Annotated in this window: 16 protein-coding genes; 2 read left to right on the forward strand and 14 right to left on the reverse strand. The window is 55.6% G+C overall.

Going from position 1 to position 19,228, the window contains the following annotated elements; all coding sequences use genetic code 11:
- Window positions 1-26 precede the first annotated feature (26 nt).
- The 4 genes from BN6471_RS11645 to BN6471_RS11660 are packed head-to-tail and all read right to left on the reverse strand — an operon-like array spanning window position 27 to window position 5,454.
- Window positions 27-1,790, reverse strand: a complete 1,764-nt coding sequence (locus BN6471_RS11645; protein WP_162270209.1) for an ABC transporter substrate-binding protein — start codon at window positions 1,788-1,790, stop codon at window positions 27-29.
- Complete coding sequence (locus tag BN6471_RS11650; RefSeq protein ID WP_066649275.1) at window positions 1,777-2,367, reverse strand: lytic transglycosylase domain-containing protein; 591 nt, start codon at window positions 2,365-2,367, stop codon at window positions 1,777-1,779. The genes BN6471_RS11645 and BN6471_RS11650 overlap by 14 nt, the downstream gene beginning before the upstream one ends.
- Complete coding sequence (gene coaE / locus BN6471_RS11655; RefSeq protein ID WP_082903465.1) at window positions 2,351-2,953, reverse strand: dephospho-CoA kinase; 603 nt, start codon at window positions 2,951-2,953, stop codon at window positions 2,351-2,353. Before coaE ends, BN6471_RS11650 begins: the two co-directional genes overlap by 17 nt.
- On the reverse strand, window positions 2,935-5,454 hold the full coding sequence (locus tag BN6471_RS11660) for a DNA polymerase I (protein WP_066650119.1): 2,520 nt from the start codon (window positions 5,452-5,454) through the stop codon (window positions 2,935-2,937). Before BN6471_RS11660 ends, coaE begins: the two co-directional genes overlap by 19 nt.
- A 299-nt stretch (window positions 5,455-5,753) precedes the next feature.
- Here BN6471_RS11660 and BN6471_RS11665 point away from each other — a divergent pair, with 299 nt between their 5' ends.
- Complete coding sequence (locus BN6471_RS11665) at window positions 5,754-5,999, forward strand: helix-turn-helix domain-containing protein (RefSeq protein ID WP_066649277.1); 246 nt, start codon at window positions 5,754-5,756, stop codon at window positions 5,997-5,999.
- Between the two features lie 45 nt (window positions 6,000-6,044).
- On the opposite strand, the gene BN6471_RS11670 is transcribed toward BN6471_RS11665, so the two are convergent.
- The 9 genes from BN6471_RS11670 to BN6471_RS11710 form a co-directional block, all read right to left on the reverse strand.
- Window positions 6,045-6,725: an LrgB family protein gene (locus tag BN6471_RS11670; RefSeq protein WP_066649280.1), complete on the reverse strand. Its 681-nt coding sequence runs from the start codon at window positions 6,723-6,725 to the stop codon at window positions 6,045-6,047.
- Window positions 6,718-7,089, reverse strand: a complete 372-nt coding sequence (locus tag BN6471_RS11675) for a CidA/LrgA family protein (protein WP_066649283.1) — start codon at window positions 7,087-7,089, stop codon at window positions 6,718-6,720. The genes BN6471_RS11670 and BN6471_RS11675 overlap by 8 nt, the downstream gene beginning before the upstream one ends.
- A 186-nt stretch (window positions 7,090-7,275) precedes the next feature.
- A complete protein-coding gene (locus BN6471_RS11680) occupies window positions 7,276-8,238 on the reverse strand; it encodes an ABC transporter permease (RefSeq protein ID WP_066649285.1) in 963 nt (320 codons plus the stop codon).
- Window positions 8,239-8,242: 4 nt separating this feature from the next.
- Window positions 8,243-9,274, reverse strand: a complete 1,032-nt coding sequence (locus tag BN6471_RS11685) for an ABC transporter permease (protein WP_066649287.1) — start codon at window positions 9,272-9,274, stop codon at window positions 8,243-8,245.
- A 27-nt stretch (window positions 9,275-9,301) separates the two neighbouring features.
- Window positions 9,302-10,822: a sugar ABC transporter ATP-binding protein gene (locus tag BN6471_RS11690; RefSeq protein WP_066649290.1), complete on the reverse strand. Its 1,521-nt coding sequence runs from the start codon at window positions 10,820-10,822 to the stop codon at window positions 9,302-9,304.
- A 153-nt stretch (window positions 10,823-10,975) separates the two neighbouring features.
- Window positions 10,976-12,082, reverse strand: a complete 1,107-nt coding sequence (locus tag BN6471_RS11695) for a substrate-binding domain-containing protein (RefSeq protein WP_066649294.1) — start codon at window positions 12,080-12,082, stop codon at window positions 10,976-10,978.
- A 488-nt stretch (window positions 12,083-12,570) separates the two neighbouring features.
- Window positions 12,571-13,461: a glycyl-radical enzyme activating protein gene (locus BN6471_RS11700; protein ID WP_066649297.1), complete on the reverse strand. Its 891-nt coding sequence runs from the start codon at window positions 13,459-13,461 to the stop codon at window positions 12,571-12,573.
- A gap of 42 nt (window positions 13,462-13,503) precedes the next feature.
- Complete coding sequence (locus tag BN6471_RS11705; protein WP_066649301.1) at window positions 13,504-15,945, reverse strand: glycyl radical protein; 2,442 nt, start codon at window positions 15,943-15,945, stop codon at window positions 13,504-13,506.
- Between the two features lie 195 nt (window positions 15,946-16,140).
- Window positions 16,141-16,704: a D-lyxose/D-mannose family sugar isomerase gene (locus tag BN6471_RS11710; protein WP_066649304.1), complete on the reverse strand. Its 564-nt coding sequence runs from the start codon at window positions 16,702-16,704 to the stop codon at window positions 16,141-16,143.
- Between the two features lie 99 nt (window positions 16,705-16,803).
- Here BN6471_RS11710 and BN6471_RS11715 point away from each other — a divergent pair, with 99 nt between their 5' ends.
- Entirely contained in the window at window positions 16,804-17,862 is a 1,059-nt protein-coding gene (locus BN6471_RS11715; RefSeq protein WP_066649307.1) for an aldose 1-epimerase family protein, read from the forward strand.
- Between the two features lie 54 nt (window positions 17,863-17,916).
- Here BN6471_RS11715 and BN6471_RS11720 read toward each other — a convergent pair whose 3' ends face one another.
- Window positions 17,917-19,206, reverse strand: coding sequence for a UDP-N-acetylglucosamine 1-carboxyvinyltransferase (locus tag BN6471_RS11720; protein ID WP_066649310.1), 1,290 nt, complete (start codon window positions 19,204-19,206; stop codon window positions 17,917-17,919).
- Between the last annotated feature and the right edge of the window lie 22 nt (window positions 19,207-19,228).

Here is a 19,228-nt window from a genome sequence, read left to right on the forward strand (position 1 = left end):
AACAAAACTCGCGCGTCGTAAGCACATTAGTGTTTTAAGTCGATGAACCACTTGCTTACATCCTCGAAAACCCTGTTTTGGCGCGCACCCGTGATGCCGGTGACCGCTTCGTCACAGATAATGGAGTTCATACGGAAATAAAGGCCGATCTGCGGCACGCGTTCCATCAGCAGCCGTTGCAGCTCGCTGTACGCCGCCTTTACCTCCTCTTCGCCAAACGCGTTTGAGCAGGCGGCGATCGCGTCCGTCAGCTCCTGGCTGGATACGCCGTTATAGTTGCCCGACCCGCCGCTGTCGAACAGGAACGAAAGCTCCGGGTTTTCGTCCAAGTAATAGCTCACGAACGCCAGCTGGTAATTCCTTGTATCCAGCCTCGACAAAAATTCTTCGGGCGCCAGCTCCTCGATCGTGATCTCGATGCCCACGCGCGCCAGCTGCTTCCTGATGGCCTTGGCCGCTTCCACGCGGTAAGAGGCGTCGCGCTCCGACGGCACGATCAGCGTTAAGGCAAGCGTATTGCCTTCTTCTTCCTCATCCGTTTTATAACCGGACGCCCGCAGGTAGTCGCGCGCCGTTTTCAGGTCGTCGTCCTGTTTGTACTTGCTGTCGTACGCGTAAAAATCAGGCGCAATGGGCATATTCGCGGGAACCGCGTGGTTCAGGAGCACCGTGGAAATGATTTCACGCCTGTCGATCGCGTAGGAGATCGCCTGCCGCACGTTGATGTCGTCCAATACGTCCGTCCCCAGGTTGGGAACCAGGCAGTCGTAATAATTCGTCATATAATCCACGACCTGCGTTTTGCCTGCGAGCTTGTATTTGCCCGCGTAAAGCACGTCCGTGGTGATAAAGTCGAGGATACTGGAATCCACCTTTTCGATCTTCTGGTCAGAACCGCTCACCGCGTTGGCCACGATTTTTTCGATGTACGGCTTCTCGCCCCACCATCCCTCGTTCCTAACGAGCGTCATTTTGGCATCCGGTTCATAGCTGTCCACCCGGTAAGGCCCCGTGCCGACCGGCGTTTCGCTTGCTTCATACAGCGTCGCGCTCACCACCGGGAAGGTCATCAGGTATAGCGCCTCGCGCCCGGGTTTGGTCATCGTCAGCCGGAGCGTATAATCGTCCACCTGCTCATAGTTTGCAAGCAGGCTGTTGTATTGCGTATAGCGGTTGGTCTGCGGCAGCTCGACCTGTCCGTCGCTGCCCGCAGCACTGGGGCCCGCGCTTTCCTCCGGGCTTGTGCTTTCTTCAGGGTCAGGGCTGGGGCTCGCGCTTTCCCCCGGCTCCCCGCTTCCCTCCGGCGGTGTGCTCCCTTCCGGCTGCGGCGCTGCCGGGTCGGCCGTCCCGCCCGCCGCCAATACGCGCTGCAGGCTGTACACCACGTCGCTTGCGTTAAAGGGAGTCGTCCCGTCCGCAAACGTCAGGTTCTGGCGGAAATGGAAGGTATACACCGTTCCCGTTTCATCCACCTCCCACGACTCCGCAAGCCCCGCCTGCGGCTGGCTGCCCGCGCCGAGGCGCACGGGCGTATCGTAAACCAGCGAAAGCAGGTTGATCAGGTCCTCATCCGTTGCGCTGAGCGGGTCTAAGTCCACTGCGCCCTGGGGCATGGCGATAAACAGCTCCCCGCCTTCCTGCGCGACCGCCTCCGCAGAAGCGGTCGCCGCCGCAGACGGCCCCGCACTGGAAGAAGCAGGCGAGGCCGTGCCGTTCAGGTTCGCGCACGCGCACAAAAACAACGTCGCCGCGGCGATCCCTGCCGCCGCAAAACGTTTAGCCCAGTTCATAATGTTTTTTGTATTCCTCATATGCTTTCGTTACCTTTTTTACATAATTGTCCGTTTCCTTGAAAGGAATGGAGTCGAGCGCGGCGCCGTCCGCCGAGTATTGCGCGTCCGAAAGCCATTCCTGCACCTTGCCGTGTCCTGCGTTATACGCCGCCATGACCGTTTCCTCATTTGGGAAACGCTCCTTTAAAAAGCCCAGGTACCAGCAGCCCATTTCAATGTTCGTTTCCGGGTCGAGCAGCATCTCCGCCTGGAAAGGGCCGATTTCCAGCTTCCCGGCGATCCATTCGCCCGTTTCCGGCATGACCTGCATCAGGCCCATCGCGCCCGCGCTTGAAACCGCCTGCGCGTCAAACCCGCTCTCCGTATTGATGACCGCCGCCACAAAATAGGGATCGAGTCCGTATTCATCCGCGTACTTCACGATCAGCCCCTCATATTCCAATGGATATTTCGCCTGCCAGTTCAAGTCTCCAAAGACAAAAAGCCCGCCCAGCACCGCCGCCGCGGCAATGACCACGCAAACGGCGATGACCACCGCCTTTTTTGGCCCTTTCCTGCTATTCGCTCTTCCCATAAAATTGTTCCCTCACCCGTTTTTTCAGTTCATCAAGCGTCCCGTTGTTTTCGATCACAACATCCGCGTGTTTTTCCAGTTCCTTCTCATCGAGCTGGCTTGCCAGCCTGTTTTGCGCATGCTCGTGGCTGATGCCGTCGCGCGCTTTGATACGCCCCAACTTGCTGTCCCGCCCTGCGGCCACCACCCATACCTCGTCCGCCAGCGAATCGAGCCCCGTGTCGATCAAGAGCGCGCAGTCGAGCACCACCGTACCGCCGGCCGCCGCCATGCGCTCCCTGACTTCTTCCATGACCAGCGGATGCAGCAGCGCGTTGAGCCGCTTTAGCTCCTCCGGGCGCGAAAACACATATTCGCCCAGCTTGTGCCTGTCAAGCGAGCCGTCCGCCCGGAAAAACCCTTCGCCGAACGCTTGTTTCACAGCAGCCCAGCCGGGTCGTCCCGGATCGCTTTGCTCGCGCGCGATGCGGTCCACGTCGATCACGTGCGCGCCCAGCTGCCCAAGATATGCCGCTGCGCTGCTCTTGCCCGACCCGCTGTTTCCCGTCAGGCCGATCACGCGTTTTTTTACTTCGCTTCCGCCCATGTTTTCCCTTCCGCCACATTGACGGCCAGCGGCACGCTCAATTTCATCGCGTGCTCCATACAGTCCGCAAGCAGCTTTTTCACCTGATCCAGCTCGTCGTTTTTGGCGTACAGGATCAGTTCGTCGTGCACCTGCAATACGAGCTTCGATTCAAAATTCCCCTTGTGCAGCGCATCGGAAACCCTGTTCATCGCGATCTTGATGATGTCCGCCGCGCTGCCCTGTATGGGCGTGTTGAGCGCAGCCCGCTCGCCGAACGAACGGATGTTGTAGTTGCCGGATGCAAGCTCCGGGATATAGCGGATGCGCCCGCACAGCGTGCGCACGAAACCATCCTTGTGCGCGCGCGTGATGATCTCGTCCATATAAGCCCTCACACCGCGAAATTCTTCAAAATACCGCGCGATGTAGTCCGCCGCTTTTTTACGCGTGATGCCCAAATTGCGCGCCAGCCCGAAATCGCTGATGCCGTAGACGATGCCGAAGTTGACCGCCTTCGCGCTCGCGCGTTCGCTCTTGCTCACGGCTTCGATGTCCTTATCGAGCACCTCCGCCGCCGTGCGCGCGTGGATATCCTGCCCCTTTAAAAACGCGTCTTTCAAATGCCCATCGTCCGCGATATCCGCCAAAATGCGCAGCTCGATCTGCGAATAGTCCGCCGATACGATGGTGCAGCCCTCCGGCGCGGGAAACGCGCTGCGGATGTCGTTTGCCATCGCCGACTTGATGGGGATGTTCTGCAAATTCGGTTCCACGCTCGAAAGCCGCCCCGTTGCCGTCGCGGTCTGTAAAAACGTCGTATGGATCATGCCATCACGTATCAGGCCGCGGATGCCGTCCACATACGTACCTTTCAGCTTGGTGAGCGTGCGGTATTCCATGATGTAAGGGATGATCGGGTGCTTGCCTTCCAGTTTTTCCAGCACCTCCACGTCCGTGGAATATCCCGTTTTCGTCTTTTTTACCACCGGCAGGCCGAGCTTTTCAAAAAGCACCTCCGCCAGCTGCTTGGTCGAGCTGATGTTGAACTCTGCGCCCGCCAGCTCGTAAATGCGCGCCGTCAGTTCTTCGATCTGCGCGTCGTATTTTTCCCCCAGCTTCTTAAGTTCTTCATCCGAAACCAGAACGCCCGTTTCCTCCATGCCGTACAGCACCTTCAACAGCGGCAGCTCGATATCGTAATAGACCCCGTCCAGCTCCTTTTCTTCCAGCTGCCCCCGCTGCCGCTGCGCCAATGCGAACAGTCCGGCGGCACATGCCGGCAACTCCGACCTCGCGAGCACGCTTTCCATGTCATACTTGGGATATGACGGGTTTAATACCCAGTCCGCCAGCATCGTGTCGAAATACGTGCCGCCAGTAAGACGCCCGTCCCCGCAAAAATGTTCCATTGCCTTTAAATCGTGCGCGACGATGCTCTTGCCCGCAAGCAGCGGCATCACCGTTTTTAAAATATCCGCGAGGTCGTATCCCTCGTCAAGCAGCGTTTCCTTCTGCGGGATCAGGTATTCGCTCTCGCCGTCCACCGCAAAATGCAGCCCGCCCTTAAAATACAGCGCCAGCTCGACCGCGTCCTCTAATATGCCGAGGTCATTAAGCCCCACTGCCTTTACTTCTACTTCCTTTTTCTCCGCCTCCATGGAGAAACGCTTCAAAAACGAACCGAAGCTGTACTTCTCGCTCATCGCGCGCAGCCCGTCCATCGAAAAGCCGCCGAACGCAAAATCGTCCAGCGTTGCCCTAAGCGGCATGTCACAGTGGATGGTCGCCAGCTGCTTGGATAAAAACGCGGATTCTTTTCCGTTCACAAGCTTCTCGTACAGCTTGTTTTTGGGCAGCTCCTCGATGTGCTCGTACAGGTTTTCCACCGTCCCGTATTCGCCCAAAAGCTTGAGCGCCGTTTTCTCGCCCACGCCCGCGACCCCGGGGATGTTGTCCGAGGCGTCGCCCATCAGCCCCTTTAGGTCGGTGACCTGCCCGGGCGTGATGCCCATGTCCTCCATCAGGGTCTCGCGCGTCATCAGCTTTGTTTCGGACACGCCCTTTTTGGTGAGCACCACGCTCACATGCTCGCCGATCAGCTGCAGCTCGTCGCGGTCGCCCGTGAAGATGTACGATTCCATCTTGCGCCGTCCCGCCTCTTTGGTGAGCGCGCCCAAAATATCGTCCGCCTCAAAGCTTTCTTGCTCCGTATAGCGTACGCCCACCATATCGAGCGCATCCTTTAACATGGGGAATTGTTCGTTCAGCTCGTCCGGCGTTTTGCGCCGCCCCGCCTTGTATTCCGCAAAAGCCTCGTGGCGGAACGTCTTTTCTTTCATATCAAAGGCAACGGCGATGTGCGTGGGCCGGTATTCCTCCACGATCCGAAAGAGCATGGTAAAAAAGCCGTACACCGCGTTCGTGTGCCGCTTTTCCTTATCCATCATCGTCGTGGGGAGCGCCCAATAAGCCCTGTGCACCAGGCTGTTCCCGTCTATCGCCAGTAATTTATCCGCCATGTTCTTTCTTCCTTCCAAACCGTTTTGCCATCGTATTATTTTATCATGCCCACCGCCTAAAATCAAACCGCGCGGCCCCTTATTCACGGATTGTTCGGATTCATCCGCGGCAAGAATAAAGCCGCCGTGACCGGCGGCCTTCTCCAGCCCCTCCACATTCTGTTCCAGGCATTCCAATACTCTTTTGTCTGAATGTTTGAAATTATTTTTCACATAATTTAATAGTTGCAACGTTCCAGTGGCAGTGTAGTACATCTCCGTCTATAATATAAGATATACTTTACGGAAAAAAAATTGCTATGCAAAAGATGATTCAAAATGCGGATTTTAACCAAAACCTGAAAAGGCTGCGGGCCGAAAAAGGGTTTTCACAAAACAACCTTGTGAGCAGGATGCAAACTCTTGGGAGTAATATTTCCCGCAGCGGTTATTCCATGATCGAGATCGGAGCACGCAACATCAAAGTGACGGACTTAGTCGCATTGCAGCAGATATACAAGGTTGATTTCGCAGAATTCTTCAAGGGGATCGATCCGCACGAATAACAAACGTAGACGAACCACATCCCTATGGCGAGGTCTTGCGAAAAATCAACCGATAATCATCGCGAATATCACGGTCAGCACGCCCGCGACGCCGATGGCAAGCCCGCTCATTGCGCCTTCCACCTCGCCGATCTCGAGCGCTTTTGTAGTCCCCAGCGCGTGCGAACACGTGCCGATGGCAACCCCGGAAGCGACCGGGTTCTTTACGCGGAACAGCTTGATCATGCCCGGCGCGGCAATCGCGCCGACGATGCCCGTCACTACGACGGCCGCCACCGTGATCGGCGGCGTGCCCCCGAGCTGTGCGGCCACATCCATCGCGATGGGCGTGGTCACAGACTTGGGCAGGAGTGAAGAGGTCATTTCCGCCCCCACGCCAAACAACTGGCACAGGCCATATACGCTGCCCATGGAGGCCAGCGAGCCTGCCGCGCAGCCAACGATCACGGGCAGGAAATTCTTTTTCAGCAGCCACAGCTGGCGGTAGATCGCGAGAGCCAGCGACGCGGTCGCCGGGACGAGGAAAAAGCCGATAAAATCCCCGCCCTTGTTATATTCCTCAAGCGGGATATTGAACACCGTCAAAAAGACGATCACAAGGATGATGGCGATCATCAGCGGGTTGGCGATGGGCGACTTTGTTTTTTTGTTGATCCATACGCCGAGCGCGTACATGGCGATAGAAAGCGCCACGCCAAAAAAAGGCGAGCTTAAAAACTCATTCATGCCGCGTCCCTCCCATCCTTTTTTGCAGCGCCATCACGCCCTTTACCGTATATGCCGTTACCAAAAACGTGACCACCGTCGAAACACAGCAGATGACGAGGAACGGAACCAGGTTATCCTTTAACAGGCCGAATTCATTCATGACCGCCACCCCTGACGGGATGAAGAAAAAAGCCATGTTTTTGAGCAGGAAATCCCCAAACTGCTCGATGTGGCGTATTTTGATGACTTTTACGAGCAGCAGGATAAAGAGCAGGATCATGCTGAGTACGCTGGTCGGTATGGGCAGCGGTAAAACGATGCTTAACAATTCGCCGGCAAGGCACACCGCCAAAACGATACCGACCTGGAATATACTTTTCACTTGCTTTCCTTTCCATCCTTTAAAATAACATACCTATTGCATTATAAACCGCCCTATCCCCAACATCAAGCCCGCCGCGCGATTCAGGCGCATAAAAATACCCCCCGTGCCGTTGCCCGGGGGGTATCCTTATCAGGCTATAATGCGAGGCGATCGTGCCGGGCATATTGCCTTGGATAAGGGGCTTTAATTCTGCGTGATCATATGCTGTTTGCTTGTCATCCTCGATTGCAGTACCAGTATGACCAGCAGCACGCCTCCTGTGATGCATCCTTCCCAGAGGTAGGATATCTGGTTTAAGTTGATGATGTTGCCGATGATCGTGATGATCATTGCGCCCCACATTGAGTTTAAGACTTTGCCGCGCCCGCCGGACAGGAGTGTCCCGCCCAGTACGACAGCCGCGATCACGTCCATTTCATAGCCGTCGCCTAAAAGGATGTTCCCCGAATAGGTACGCGCCGCCACGATCGCGCCCGCAAGCCCTGCGCACGCGCCGCTTAAAAGGTAAGTGAAGAACTTCACTTTGTTCACGGGGATCCCTTTCATGACCGCTGCTTCCTCGTTTCCGCCGATGGCGTAGCAGTCACGCCCGAATACCGTGTATTTGGCTACGACCGCCGCAACGATGAAGGCCGCCACCATGATGATCGCCGGGATGGGAATGGGGCCGACCGTACCCGTCGCGATCACTTTGAAGGACGCGACAGAAACCGACAGCGATTTACCCCCTTGCGTGATCAGCAGGCCCAGTCCCTTCACGCCGGACATCATCGCCAGCGTGACGATGAACGGCTGTATCTTGAGCTTCGTGACGCAGAAGCCCGTCAGAGCGCCCAGCCCTGCGCAGGCGCCGATCGCCGCGACCAGCATCACGAACGGGATTTCGCACTGTGCCGCCACCAATCCGACGATCACGGACGAAAAACCGAAGATCGAACCGACCGAAAGGTCGATGCCGCCGGTCAGTATGACGAACGTCACGCCGATGGCCATGATCCCGATCATACTTGCCTGCTTGAACAGGTTCGTGATGTTGCTGACCGAGAAGAAGTTTTCAAACGCAATGGACGCGACGACCATGATCACGATCACTGCGACAAGCGTTGCGTTTCCGCTGATAAAATGTTTCAATTTATTTTCCTGCATTTTTTTACGCCCCCTTTGCCGCAGTTGTTTTGGCCGTTTTGACCTTGCGCCCCTTGCTCCCTTTATCCGACTGGATATATACCGCGAGGATGATGATCGCCGCTTCCAGGAGCATCGACCACGAAGTATCGATGCCGTTCATGTTGACCGTCATGGTGATGATGGAAATGATAAAGCAGCCCACGACCGTACCTAGGATACGCGGCTTGCCGCCCGCCATGGACGTGCCGCCGATGACGACTGCCGCGATGGCCTGCATCTCCATGCCCGAGCCGACCGAGCTGGGGTTACAGTTTTGCGTACGGGATACCGCCATCACGCCCGCCAGCGCCGTAAGCACGCCCAGCAGGAGGTATACGCCGATCACGATGCGGTCGGAATGGATGCCCGACAGCTTTGCCGCCGTGGCGTTGTTGCCGATGGCCTCCACCGATTTACCGAACACCGTGCGTTCCGCGATGATAAAGAACACCACCGCAAACACCGCCACATAAATGAGCTGGACCGGCACCCCGCCAAACGATGTGCCGGAGATCGCCAAAAATGTTTCGTCTAAGACCTGTACTGTTTTTGCATTGCTGACCATGCGCGCCACACTGCGCAAAATGATCATCATGGCAAGCGTCAGCACCATCGGCTGTATCTTGAATTTGACTGTCAGTACGCCGATGAACGCCCCGATGCCCGCGCCCAAAAGCAGCCCGATAACCAGGCAGCCGATAAACGGGATTCCCGCCTCCGCCATCATGGCTACGACCGTCGCGCACAGGGCCATGGTCGCGCCCACGCTGATATCGATGCCCGCGACCGCGATGACGAACGTCATGCCCATCGCCACGCACATGACCGTCGTGGAATGGATGATCAGGTTCCATACCGTCGTCGTGCTGACAAAGTTCTTTGTGATGCAAAGGTTGATGATGAGAAGAACCGCGAACACCATGAGCGCCCCATACTTTTTCGCAAACTCGCTGCGTTTTAGGGCACGGTTGCTCAAATCCTGGATCTTCTGCAATTCCGTATTTGAATTTTCCATTGATTTTACCCCTCCGAATGATCGCCGTTACATGGCGTGCGCCTCCGAGATACGCTGGATGATATTGTCCTCCGTGATCTCTTCGCTTAAAAGCTCTCCCACTTCTTCGCCTTCCCTGATAATGATGACCCTGTCACAGTCCCTTGCCAGTTCTTCCAAAATAGAAGAGATCATGATCACGCTGATGTTTTCCTTTGCCAGCTGCTGGATGAGCATCTCGATCTCCATCTTTGCGCCCACATCGATGCCGCGCGTCGGTTCATCTAAGATGATAATGTCCGGGTTCGCGCACAGGCCGCGCGCGATGATGCACTTCTGCTGGTTGCCGCCGGACAAAAATTTGATCAGCTGCTTGCCGCTTGGGGTCTTGATCTTCAGTTTCCCAATGTATTCCTCAACGATCTCATCCTGCCGTTTCCTGTCGATAAACCCGCATTTGCTGATTTCCTTTAAGATAGACATGGTGATGTTGTCCTTGATGGACATATCCGGGAATACCGCGTCACGCTTGCGTTCCTCCGGGCAGAGGATGATCTTGTCGCGCAGCGCGTCGCGTACGCCGCGGTACTTGACTTCCTTATCCTTGACGATGACTTCGCCGCCCTCGATCTTCGAGCAGCCGAACAGGGCGTTGGCGATCTCTGTCCTGCCCGCGCCCAAAAGCCCCGCAAGGCCGAGCACTTCGCCCTTATTGAGCTCAAAGCTCACGCCCCGCAGTTTGTCGCCGTCAGATACCTTCCTAAATTCACAGATTGCCGTGCTGTTCTTTAAATCCTCGTTGAATTCCTTGCGGAAGTTCACGATGGACGACGCGTCCCGCCCGATCATTTTGGAGATCAGGCTCAATTTATCGAGCTTTGCAACGTCGTAGCATCCCATATATTCGCCGTCTTTTAAGATCGTGACCTTCTCGCAGATCTCATAGATCTCGTTCAGCCTGTGCGTGATGAAGATCACCGCGATATTTTTCGCCTGCAGCTGCCGCACGATATCCATCAGCGACGAAACTTCATTGTCGTCAAGGGAGGACGTCGCCTCGTCCATGATGACCAGCTTCGCGTCCTGCGATACCGCCGTCGCGATCGCGACCATCTGCTGCATCGCTGCGGAAAGCGTACTGATGGGGCGCGTCACGTCAACGTCGATCTTGAATTCCTTCAATATCTCCCTTGCGCGCCTGTTCGTCTCCTTCCAGTCGATAAAACCGCTTTTCTTTTTGATCTCATTTCCCAAGAACATATTTTCCGCGATGCTTAGGGACGGCGCGGTATTGAGTTCCTGGTAGATCGGCTGTATGCCCGCTGCCTGCGCCTGCGCAGGCGACGTAAAATTCACTTCTCGTCCTGCAAACCGGATGGTTCCCGCGTCCCGCTGGTGCAGTCCCGTCAAAATCTTGATCAGGACGGATTTTCCCGCGCCGTTTTCTCCCTCCAGCGCGTGTACTTCGCCCTCCCTTACAACAAGGTCTACACCTTTTAAGGCATTTACACCAATAAACGACTTGCAGATTCCCCTCATCTCAAGCAATATCGATTTTTCCTCTGACATTATAAAGCCTCCTTGCCGTTTCTTCACTTTTCCTATACTGTTCCTGCTGCCCCCCTGTGGCCGGGCCGCCGTTTTCCACGGCGGCCCGCCGCCTTTAAGAGGATAAAGAAAGGGAACAGCTTGGGCCCATTCCCTTAGGTGTCTTGTTTTTCCTTAGAAGGCCATCCCGTTTGTCAGTGCTTCGGATGCGTTTTTGCTGTCGATGATCTCGGACGGGATCGTCGTTTCCTTCGTCAGGTTTTCGCCGTTGAAGTAAGCGGCGATCATGGAGTAAATAAGCTCGCCGTTCTGCGTGTCACAGGTAGCGATCGCGGAGATCTCCCCGTCGATGATCTTCTGTACCGCCGGTGTCTGGCCGTCGATGCCCAGTACCGTGATACCTGTAAGGCCCGCGTTTTTCAGGGATGCGATCGCGCCCAGCGCCATCTCGTCCGTGTGGCAATACACCGTGTCGAATTGTCCCTCATAGGACTGGATGATGTTATCCATAGCCGTCTGCGCTTCGTCCATCAGGAAATTGCCCGTCTGCTGCACGATCACTTCATAGCTGTCGCCGCCCTTTGCGATCGCGTCGGCAAAGCCTTTGGAACGCCCCATTTCCGGGTCGGAGCCGAGGATGCCCTGGATCTCTACGATCTTCGCGCTGTCCTTGTTCTCAACCAGCCATTCGCCGCATGTTCCGCCGTCCACTTCATAGTCGAAGAATGTGCCCGCTACGAACTGGTCGTCCGCTTTGGCGCAGTCGTTGCCGAGCAGGAATACCGGGATATTGTGTTCTTTCGCAACTTCCAGCGCCGCCTGGCCCGCTTCATATTCGATCGGCGGGTAAACGATGCAGTCTACGCCCTGCGCGCACAGGTCCTCCACGTCGGAGATCTGCTTTGCCTGGTCGTCGTCAGCGTCCGTGTAAACAAGCTCGATATCATATTTTTCCGCGACCTCGATCATGTTGTTAAGCTGTGCGATCAGCCATGCGCCGTTGGTATTCCGTTCCGCAAAACCAACCTTTTTCCCCGCAAGGACGCTCATGTCCGTATCGATCACCGTTGCAAGCGGACGGCCTTCGGATGCAGCCTCCGTGCCCTGTTCGCCGTCGGATGCCTCCGTCGTCGCCTGCGCGCTCTGCGACGCTTGTTCCTGCGTTTCCTGCGCCGCCGGGGATTCGGAAGCCGCAGGGCTTTCCCCCGCCGCCGGAGTAGAGCATGCTACCAGAGAAATGCATAACACTACTGCCAGTACCGCGAATAAAACTTTCTTCATCTTTTCCTCCTTTTGCTGCCACGTTTTTCGTGGCTCCCTTTGTTTTTATTTTTATGAAATGCCTGCGGCAGGTGGGGCAAATGCGCTATTGCATTGCCGGTGGATGACCCGCCATAAGGGCTTTCATAGGGTAACGCATTTGGTAAATCCTTTTACTTAATGTTCTAAAAAAAACGCGTCGATGAAAATTAACAGGCGTTTTTACCCCTCATTCACAAATTTTTTTGCGTTTTCTGGAATTATTCTTTATATAATGCTTAATTTTCTCTGGATTTTTTATTGGAGCCCGTTAAACGGTTGGTAAATCGTTTAACAAGTACATGTTATCATACGCTACTTTTCATGTCAACATTAATTTTCGTATTTCGGGGTAATTTTTTTATTTTTATATAATCGTTTTACATTTGTAATATTTTTGTCTTTTTTCCTTTTCGTGGAAGCAAAAAAGAGCCTTAACAAGGCTCTTTTTGCTGGTGTTCTATTTTCCGTCAGCCCCCGATGACGACTGTGATCCCCATGCTTTCCAGCATTTTGGACAGTTTTTCCTGCTGCTCGTCCGTGGGCGTACGGAAGGCTTCCCCCGCATATTCCTTGCCGATCTTCCTGTACTTCGGTTCCCCGAAACGGTGGTAAGGCAGCAGGTGTATTTCGCGAAGGCCGATCTCCTTTGCAAACTCCCCTGTCCTGCGGATGTTTTCCTCGTCCGCGTTCACGCCGCCGATGAGCGGGACGCGGATGACCATGCCGTCTCCCTTCGCCTGCGCGATCTTCCGCGCGTTTTCCAAGATCAGCTCATTGCCCATGCCGGTAAATTTTTTGTGCCGGGCGCTGTCCATGTGCTTGACGTCATAAAGCACCGTGTCGATCTTTTCCACCGCCGTTTTGATCTTATCCCACGGGACGGCCCCGCACGTCTCGATCGCCACGTCCACGCCTTCTGCGTGCAGTGCGTCCGTCAGCTCGCTGATGAAGTCCGCATGGCACAGCGCTTCGCCGCCCGAAAAGGTCACGCCGCCGCCCGATTGGTCATAAAACGCCTTGTCCTTGAGCGCCAGCTTAAGCACGCCCTCCACGTCATATTTTTTCCCGTCGATCTTCAGCGCCGCCGTGGGGCATACGTCCGCGCACACATGGCAGCCGTCGCAGCCCTCCACATATACGCCCGGCGCTTTCCTCACCTGCGTGGGGCATTCCTTCACGCACAGGCCGCAGCCCATGCAGTCGGCCTCGTTAAACTCGAACTGCGGCTCGAATTTCTGCGATTCCGGGTTGGAACACCACTGGCACTTCAGCGGGCATCCCTTGAAAAACAGGATCGTGCGGATGCCGCCGCCGTCGTGGATGCTGTAGCCCTGCACGTTGAATATCAAAGCTTCCATACCTTATGTTTCCCCTCCGTTGGACCATGTCCCGTTTTTTTTTCAGATCGTCGCGTTCTCCGTCCTTGTGATGATGGAATCCTGTACATCCCTCGAAAGCTCGTTGAAAAACGCGCTGTACCCTGCCACACGCACCACCAGGCTCTTATATTTGTCCGGCATCTCCTGCGCTTCTTTCAGCTTGTCCGCCGAAACGATGTTGAACTGCACATGTCCGCCGCGCATCTTGATATACGAACGAATGAGGCTCATAAACTTGTTTAAGCCCTCCTCGCCCGCGATGACCGTGGGGTTGAACTTCTGGTTGAAGATAACGCCGTTCGGGCAGCGCAGGTGGTCAAGGCCGTAGCATACGGATTTGAGCGCCGCAGTCGGGCCGTGCTTGTCCACGCCGTTGGAAGGCGAAACACCGTCCGCCAGGATCGTGCCTGCGAGCCGGCCGTCCGGCGTTGCCGCCGTGGTATAGCCAAAGGCAACGTTTGCCGCGACCGGTACGAACGAGCCGACGAAGGGGCCGCCGTGGTATCCTTCATATCCCTCCAGGGAATCGAAGAATACATCCGCCGCATAGTGCACCATCGCGTCCACTTCTTCCTCATCGTTGCCGAATTTTTCCACACGGTTGAAAAGGTACTGCCGCATCGGCTCCTCGCCCTCAAAATTCTTGTTGAGCGCGTCGCACAGCTCCTGGATGGTATATTTCTTGTCGTCATAGACGACCTTCTTGACCGCGTACAGCGAATCGCCCGCGTTGGCAACGCCCAGGCCGAGCGGCGCTGTCCAATTGTATTTCGCGCCGCCCTTGAGCGCGTCCGTGCCGCGCTCAAGACACGTCGGCCCGATGAGCAGGGACGTCAGCGGGATAGGCATCAGCTCTGCCTGCACCTCGTCCACGATCGCGTTCAGGCGTACCGACAGCGTGGTGGTATAGGCCATCTGCTCCTCATATGCCTTTTTCACATCGTCGAATGTTTTCAGGTCTTGCGGCTTGCCTGTGTGCGGGCCCACCTGCTTGTGGCAAATATTGCATACGCCGTCGTTTAAAGCCAGCTCGGCGATCTTCGCCACGTTGTAATATCCGCCGTTGCCCCTGTGCCATGCGTCAAGCGGCGCGTTCTCCACGCAGCCGACCGGCGCATAGTCGCGCGCATCCTCGAGCGTCACGCCCAGGCGCTGCATGGCTTCGATATATACCTCGTCGTTCAAGATCTGCGGCATGCCGTTACCCATACGGATCGCCTCCGCGACCTTTTCCATAAATTCGTCCGGCGTACCGTTATGCAGGCGGACTGAGAAATTCGGCTGCATCAGCAATATGTGCGTATGCGCTTCCAGGCAGCGGTATGAAAGGTCGTTCGTACCGTCCGTGCCGTCGCGCTTAATGCCGCCGATCACCAGGTTCTGCCCCATCGGATAACCCGCGTGGATCCTCGCGTCCGCTTCACGGTACACCTTGATCGGTTCCGTGACCTTTACCCAGAAGGCTTCCAGAAGCTCTTGCGCCTGCTGCTTGCCGAGCACGCCGTTTTCGATATCCGCCGCATAATACGGATACATATACTGGTCAAAACGCCCCAACGTATAGGATACGCCGTTGTCGTTGATCTGCTGTACCACTTGGCAGAACCAAAGCGACTGCAGCGCCTCATGGAAGCTTTCAGCCGGGAACTCCGGCACGCGGCGGCATACCTTTGCGATGCTTTCTAGCTCTTCCCTGCGCTTTGCGTCCTTTTCTTCCCCGGCCATCTCAAGCGCCTTGTCCGCGTACCTGTGCGCAAACATGATCGTCGACTTGCAGAAGCTGATCGCTGATTCGTACCATAGGCGCTTGTCGAGGGAATCCGGCTTCGTCATGTCGAGCCCAGCCAGCTTTTGTTCACATTTCTTTGCCAGTCCGCCCAGCCCTTCGCGGCACAGCATGCCATAATCGAGCAATACGTGGCCCAGGCCGCCGTCCTCGTGCAGGCCGAGCGAGAAAACGTTCGCGTCGTAACGCTCCAGGCGGATATCGTCCGTAATGTACGACTGGATGCGGTCGGACATCGTCTTGCCTTTCCAATAGGGTACGATATCCCTGCGGTATTCTTCGATCTCTTCCTTAAGGGGAGTGAACGAATCCTGCGGGCGGCCTTCAAATGTTTCAATCTCCTCGTCGATCCATTCCACCGCAAATTCCGGGAAGAGCGGCGCGCTGCGCTGTTTGCCCGCCTGGTGCCCCACGATGATCTCGTCCGGCAAAATATAGACCGACATGCCGGCCAATATCTTTTCAAAAGCCTTTGCACGCCTCATCAGCGGGTGCAGGCCTTCCGTTTCCTTATAAGACTGCGTGATCAGCCGCGCACGTTCCATGCAGATATAAGATTTCGCATTCACGACCTGGTGCCGCAGCCGCTGGCATCTTGCATACGCCTCGCTGTCCGTGTCGAATACGGCGTCGCGGTCTACCGGGATCGCATAAGTGTCCTTGTACTCTGTTTTCATTTTCATACCTCCTGAATTTCTTTGGTTCCCTGAAAAGAGTGATCTGATATATGGTAAAACGTTTTTCTAATATATAAAAAAATAAAGCTTCTGTTTCATATATAAGCGTTTTTACGGATTTTTAAACCAAATTTTCAGAAAAACCTTTTACTTCTTTATCATAACGTGCCTTTCTCGGATTGTCAATATACTTTTTCAGCTTTCTTTGTGCGTGACGCCGTCCATCCTGTTGATCTGGGGATCTGTCCAAATGTCAAGGTCATCTCTGTTATACGAGGAAAATTCGCTGACCACGCAGCCTTCCTCCCCGCCGCAGATCCAGTGTACCGTATTGGGCTTTACCGTAAACTGTTCGCCTTTTTTTAATATAAGCTGGTGGAATACATGGAAACAGCCCTTCTTATCCTCCGGTATTTTCGCCCTGACCTCTTCTCGCGGCGTATCCTCCCCCTCGGTGTATACATAAAGCGTCCCATAGCGCACGCGGAAGGTTTCCTCCTTGCCGGCGTCCCCCTCAAACGGCGGGTGGCATTGCTCCGGGCAGATCTGGCCGGGCAGCAGCACCATTTCCTTGGCGGCATAGCGTTTGGTATTGATGTAAATATGGATCTGGATACCGAATTCGTCAATGCGGCCGAGCCCCATATCCGCGATCTCAAGGTTCTCCTTTTCCTCCTCCGTCAAATAGATGTGCGCTTTCTCATAGTATTCCAGCGCTTTTTGCCTAATCTCTTCCCTTTTCTCCTTTGAAACTGCCATGGTTATTTCCCCTTTCATAAAAAAACGTTTTTCTTTCTTGCAATTTTATATTATAATCTATTTAAGGTAAAGTCAATCCCATTAAAACGGAGGTATGCTATGAATCGAAATTACCAGCAAACACGGCCCTACATCGGGCACGATTACCAGACATTCGGCGTGCGCAGCGAAATGCTGCTGGACGGCAAGGAAAACGGCGTCAGGCTGCTGCGCCTCAAAAACGGCGGACAGCTGCAGGCGGAGGTGGTCTGCGACCGCGGCCTCTCCCTCGGCGAGGTGGCCTACAAGGGCCTTAACCTAAGTTTCCTCTCCCATACGGGCGTCGTCGCCCCCGCCTACTATGTGGAAAACGGCAAGGATGGGTTTTACAAAAACTTCTTCGGCGGGATGATGATGTCCTGCGGCATGACGCATATGGGCGCCCCCTGCGAAGATGCTGGCAGGAGCCTTGGGCTGCACGGCCCGATGCCCTGCACTCCCGCGGAGGAGGTCTGTGCGACTGTGGAAGGCAAAAACGGCGATGCTCCCCAGATCGTCGTGCGCGGCAAGCTGCGCCAAAGCGAGGTATATGCGGAGCACCTGGTGTGCGAGCGCACCATCCGCATGGGCTATGGCGAAAACAAGATCTCCATCCACGACGAGATTCGGAACGAAGGCTTTGAAAAGCAGCCGTTCATGCTCCTTTACCACTTCAACTTCGGTTATCCCCTCATCAGCGAGCACACGAAGGTCTTGTTGGCGGAGCTGGAATGTACCCCGCGCGACGAGATCGCCCAGGGCGGCTTTGGCGCCCGCTACCAGATGGACGCGCCCAGCGCGGGACGCCCGGAGGAATGTTTCTTCTGCAAACTCAAGGGCAACGCGGACGGCGACACCATCGCCCTGGTGGAAAATGAAGCGCTCGGCCTGGCGGCCGCCCTCAAATACAATACCGTGCAGCTGCCCTTCATGACGGAATGGAAATCCATGATGGCGGGCGACTATGCCCTCGGCATCAACCCAGGCGTATATACGCCCATGGGCCGCGCACACGCGCGTGAAAACGGTATACTGATGTACATCGAACCGGATGAAACCAAATCGTTCGATTTTGAACTGTACGTATCGGACGACGCGGGCGAGATCGCCGCGCTGCGCGGGGCGGTAGCCGCCTTGTGATATCGCCATACAAAAAAGAGAATACCCATGGTATTCTCTTTTATTTTTCCCTTTTCAATACAGGTCGTCGGCTTCCTCGCGGATGACCTCTTCGCGGCGGATATCCGCCCCCAGCTTTTTGAGCTTGTCCTCGATGTGGTCATATCCCCTGTCGACATATTTGATGTTGTGGATCTCCGTCACGCCGTCCGCCATCAGTCCGGCAACGATGAGCGCTGCGCCCGCGCGCAGGTCCGTCGCCCGTACCGGCGCCCCTGTAAGCCTTTCCACGCCTTCCACGACCGCCACGCGGTCGTCCGTCGTTACCTTCGCCCCCATACGGCGTATCTCGCTGATATGCTTGAAGCGGGATTCAAAGATGCTCTCCACGATCATGCTCGTGCCCTCCGCCGTCGAAAGCAGCACGGTAGCCGGCTGCTGCAAGTCCGTCGGAAATCCGGGGTACGGCATGGTCTTGATCTTGACCGCCTTGGGTTTTTTGTCGCATTTGATATGGATGAAGTCCGCGCCTTCCTGCACGTCGATCCCCATCTCCACCATTTTCGCAGACAGCGCTTCCATATGTGTGGGGATCACGTTCTTGATGACCACGTCGCCGCGCGTTGCCGCTGCGGCGATCATCAGCGTGCCCGTTTCGATCTGGTCGGGGATGATGGAATAGTTGCAGCCGTGCAGTTTCTCCACGCCCGTAATGCGGATCACGTCCGTGCCCGCCCCCTTGATCTTCGCGCCCATGCATACGAGGAAGTTGGCAACGTCCACCACATGCGGCTCCTTGGCCGCGTTTACAATGGAGGTCTGCCCTTTTGCGCATACCGCCGCCAGCATGATGTTGATGGTCGCCCCTACCGAGACCACGTCAAGGTATACGTCGCTTCCCACAAGGCCGTTTGGAGCCTTCGCCTTGAGCATCCCGTATTCCGTCCTGACCTCCGCGCCCAATGCTTCCATGCCCTTGATGTGCTGGTCGATGGGCCGCTCGCCGATCGCGCAGCCGCCCGGCAGGTTGATTTGCGCCTCGCCAAAACGCGACAAAAGCGCGCCCAGCAAATAATACGATGCGCGCATACGCTTTACGAGGTTCATGGTTACGTTGCTTGTATTGATATTCGTCGTGTCGACCGTCATCGTCCCGTCGTCGTCAAACTCCACCTCCGCGCCGATCTCGGCGAGGATACGTTTGATGATCAGGACGTCTGCGATCCTCGGCAGGTTTTCAATGACACAGGTTCCCCTTGCCAGTATGGTTGCAGGCAAAATCGCGACCGCGGCATTTTTCGCGCCGGTCACATCTACGGTTCCCTTCAGGGGGATCCCGCCTTTTATCACAATTTTTTCATTCATATATAATCAACCTTACTCGATA

Origin of the sequence: Christensenella timonensis (assembly GCF_900087015.1) — a bacterium.
Classification (GTDB): Bacteria; Bacillota; Clostridia; order Christensenellales; family Christensenellaceae; genus Christensenella; species Christensenella timonensis.

Coding starts and splice junctions, on each gene's coding strand:
- BN6471_RS11685 (WP_066649287.1), bottom strand. CDS start 9,274: ATGGAAAATTCAAATACGGAATTGCAGAAGATCCAGGATTTGAGCAAC.
- BN6471_RS11690 (WP_066649290.1), bottom strand. CDS start 10,822: ATGTCAGAGGAAAAATCGATATTGCTTGAGATGAGGGGAATCTGCAAG.
- coaE (WP_082903465.1), bottom strand. CDS start 2,953: ATGGGCGGAAGCGAAGTAAAAAAACGCGTGATCGGCCTGACGGGAAAC.
- BN6471_RS11695 (WP_066649294.1), bottom strand. CDS start 12,082: ATGAAGAAAGTTTTATTCGCGGTACTGGCAGTAGTGTTATGCATTTCT.
- BN6471_RS11715 (WP_066649307.1), top strand. CDS start 16,804: ATGAATCGAAATTACCAGCAAACACGGCCCTACATCGGGCACGATTAC.
- BN6471_RS11705 (WP_066649301.1), bottom strand. CDS start 15,945: ATGAAAACAGAGTACAAGGACACTTATGCGATCCCGGTAGACCGCGAC.
- BN6471_RS11645 (WP_162270209.1), bottom strand. CDS start 1,790: ATGAACTGGGCTAAACGTTTTGCGGCGGCAGGGATCGCCGCGGCGACG.
- BN6471_RS11670 (WP_066649280.1), bottom strand. CDS start 6,725: ATGAATGAGTTTTTAAGCTCGCCTTTTTTTGGCGTGGCGCTTTCTATC.
- BN6471_RS11710 (WP_066649304.1), bottom strand. CDS start 16,704: ATGGCAGTTTCAAAGGAGAAAAGGGAAGAGATTAGGCAAAAAGCGCTG.
- BN6471_RS11700 (WP_066649297.1), bottom strand. CDS start 13,461: ATGGAAGCTTTGATATTCAACGTGCAGGGCTACAGCATCCACGACGGC.
- BN6471_RS11660 (WP_066650119.1), bottom strand. CDS start 5,454: ATGGCGGATAAATTACTGGCGATAGACGGGAACAGCCTGGTGCACAGG.
- BN6471_RS11650 (WP_066649275.1), bottom strand. CDS start 2,367: ATGGGAAGAGCGAATAGCAGGAAAGGGCCAAAAAAGGCGGTGGTCATC.
- BN6471_RS11720 (WP_066649310.1), bottom strand. CDS start 19,206: ATGAATGAAAAAATTGTGATAAAAGGCGGGATCCCCCTGAAGGGAACC.
- BN6471_RS11665 (WP_066649277.1), top strand. CDS start 5,754: ATGCAAAAGATGATTCAAAATGCGGATTTTAACCAAAACCTGAAAAGG.
- BN6471_RS11680 (WP_066649285.1), bottom strand. CDS start 8,238: ATGCAGGAAAATAAATTGAAACATTTTATCAGCGGAAACGCAACGCTT.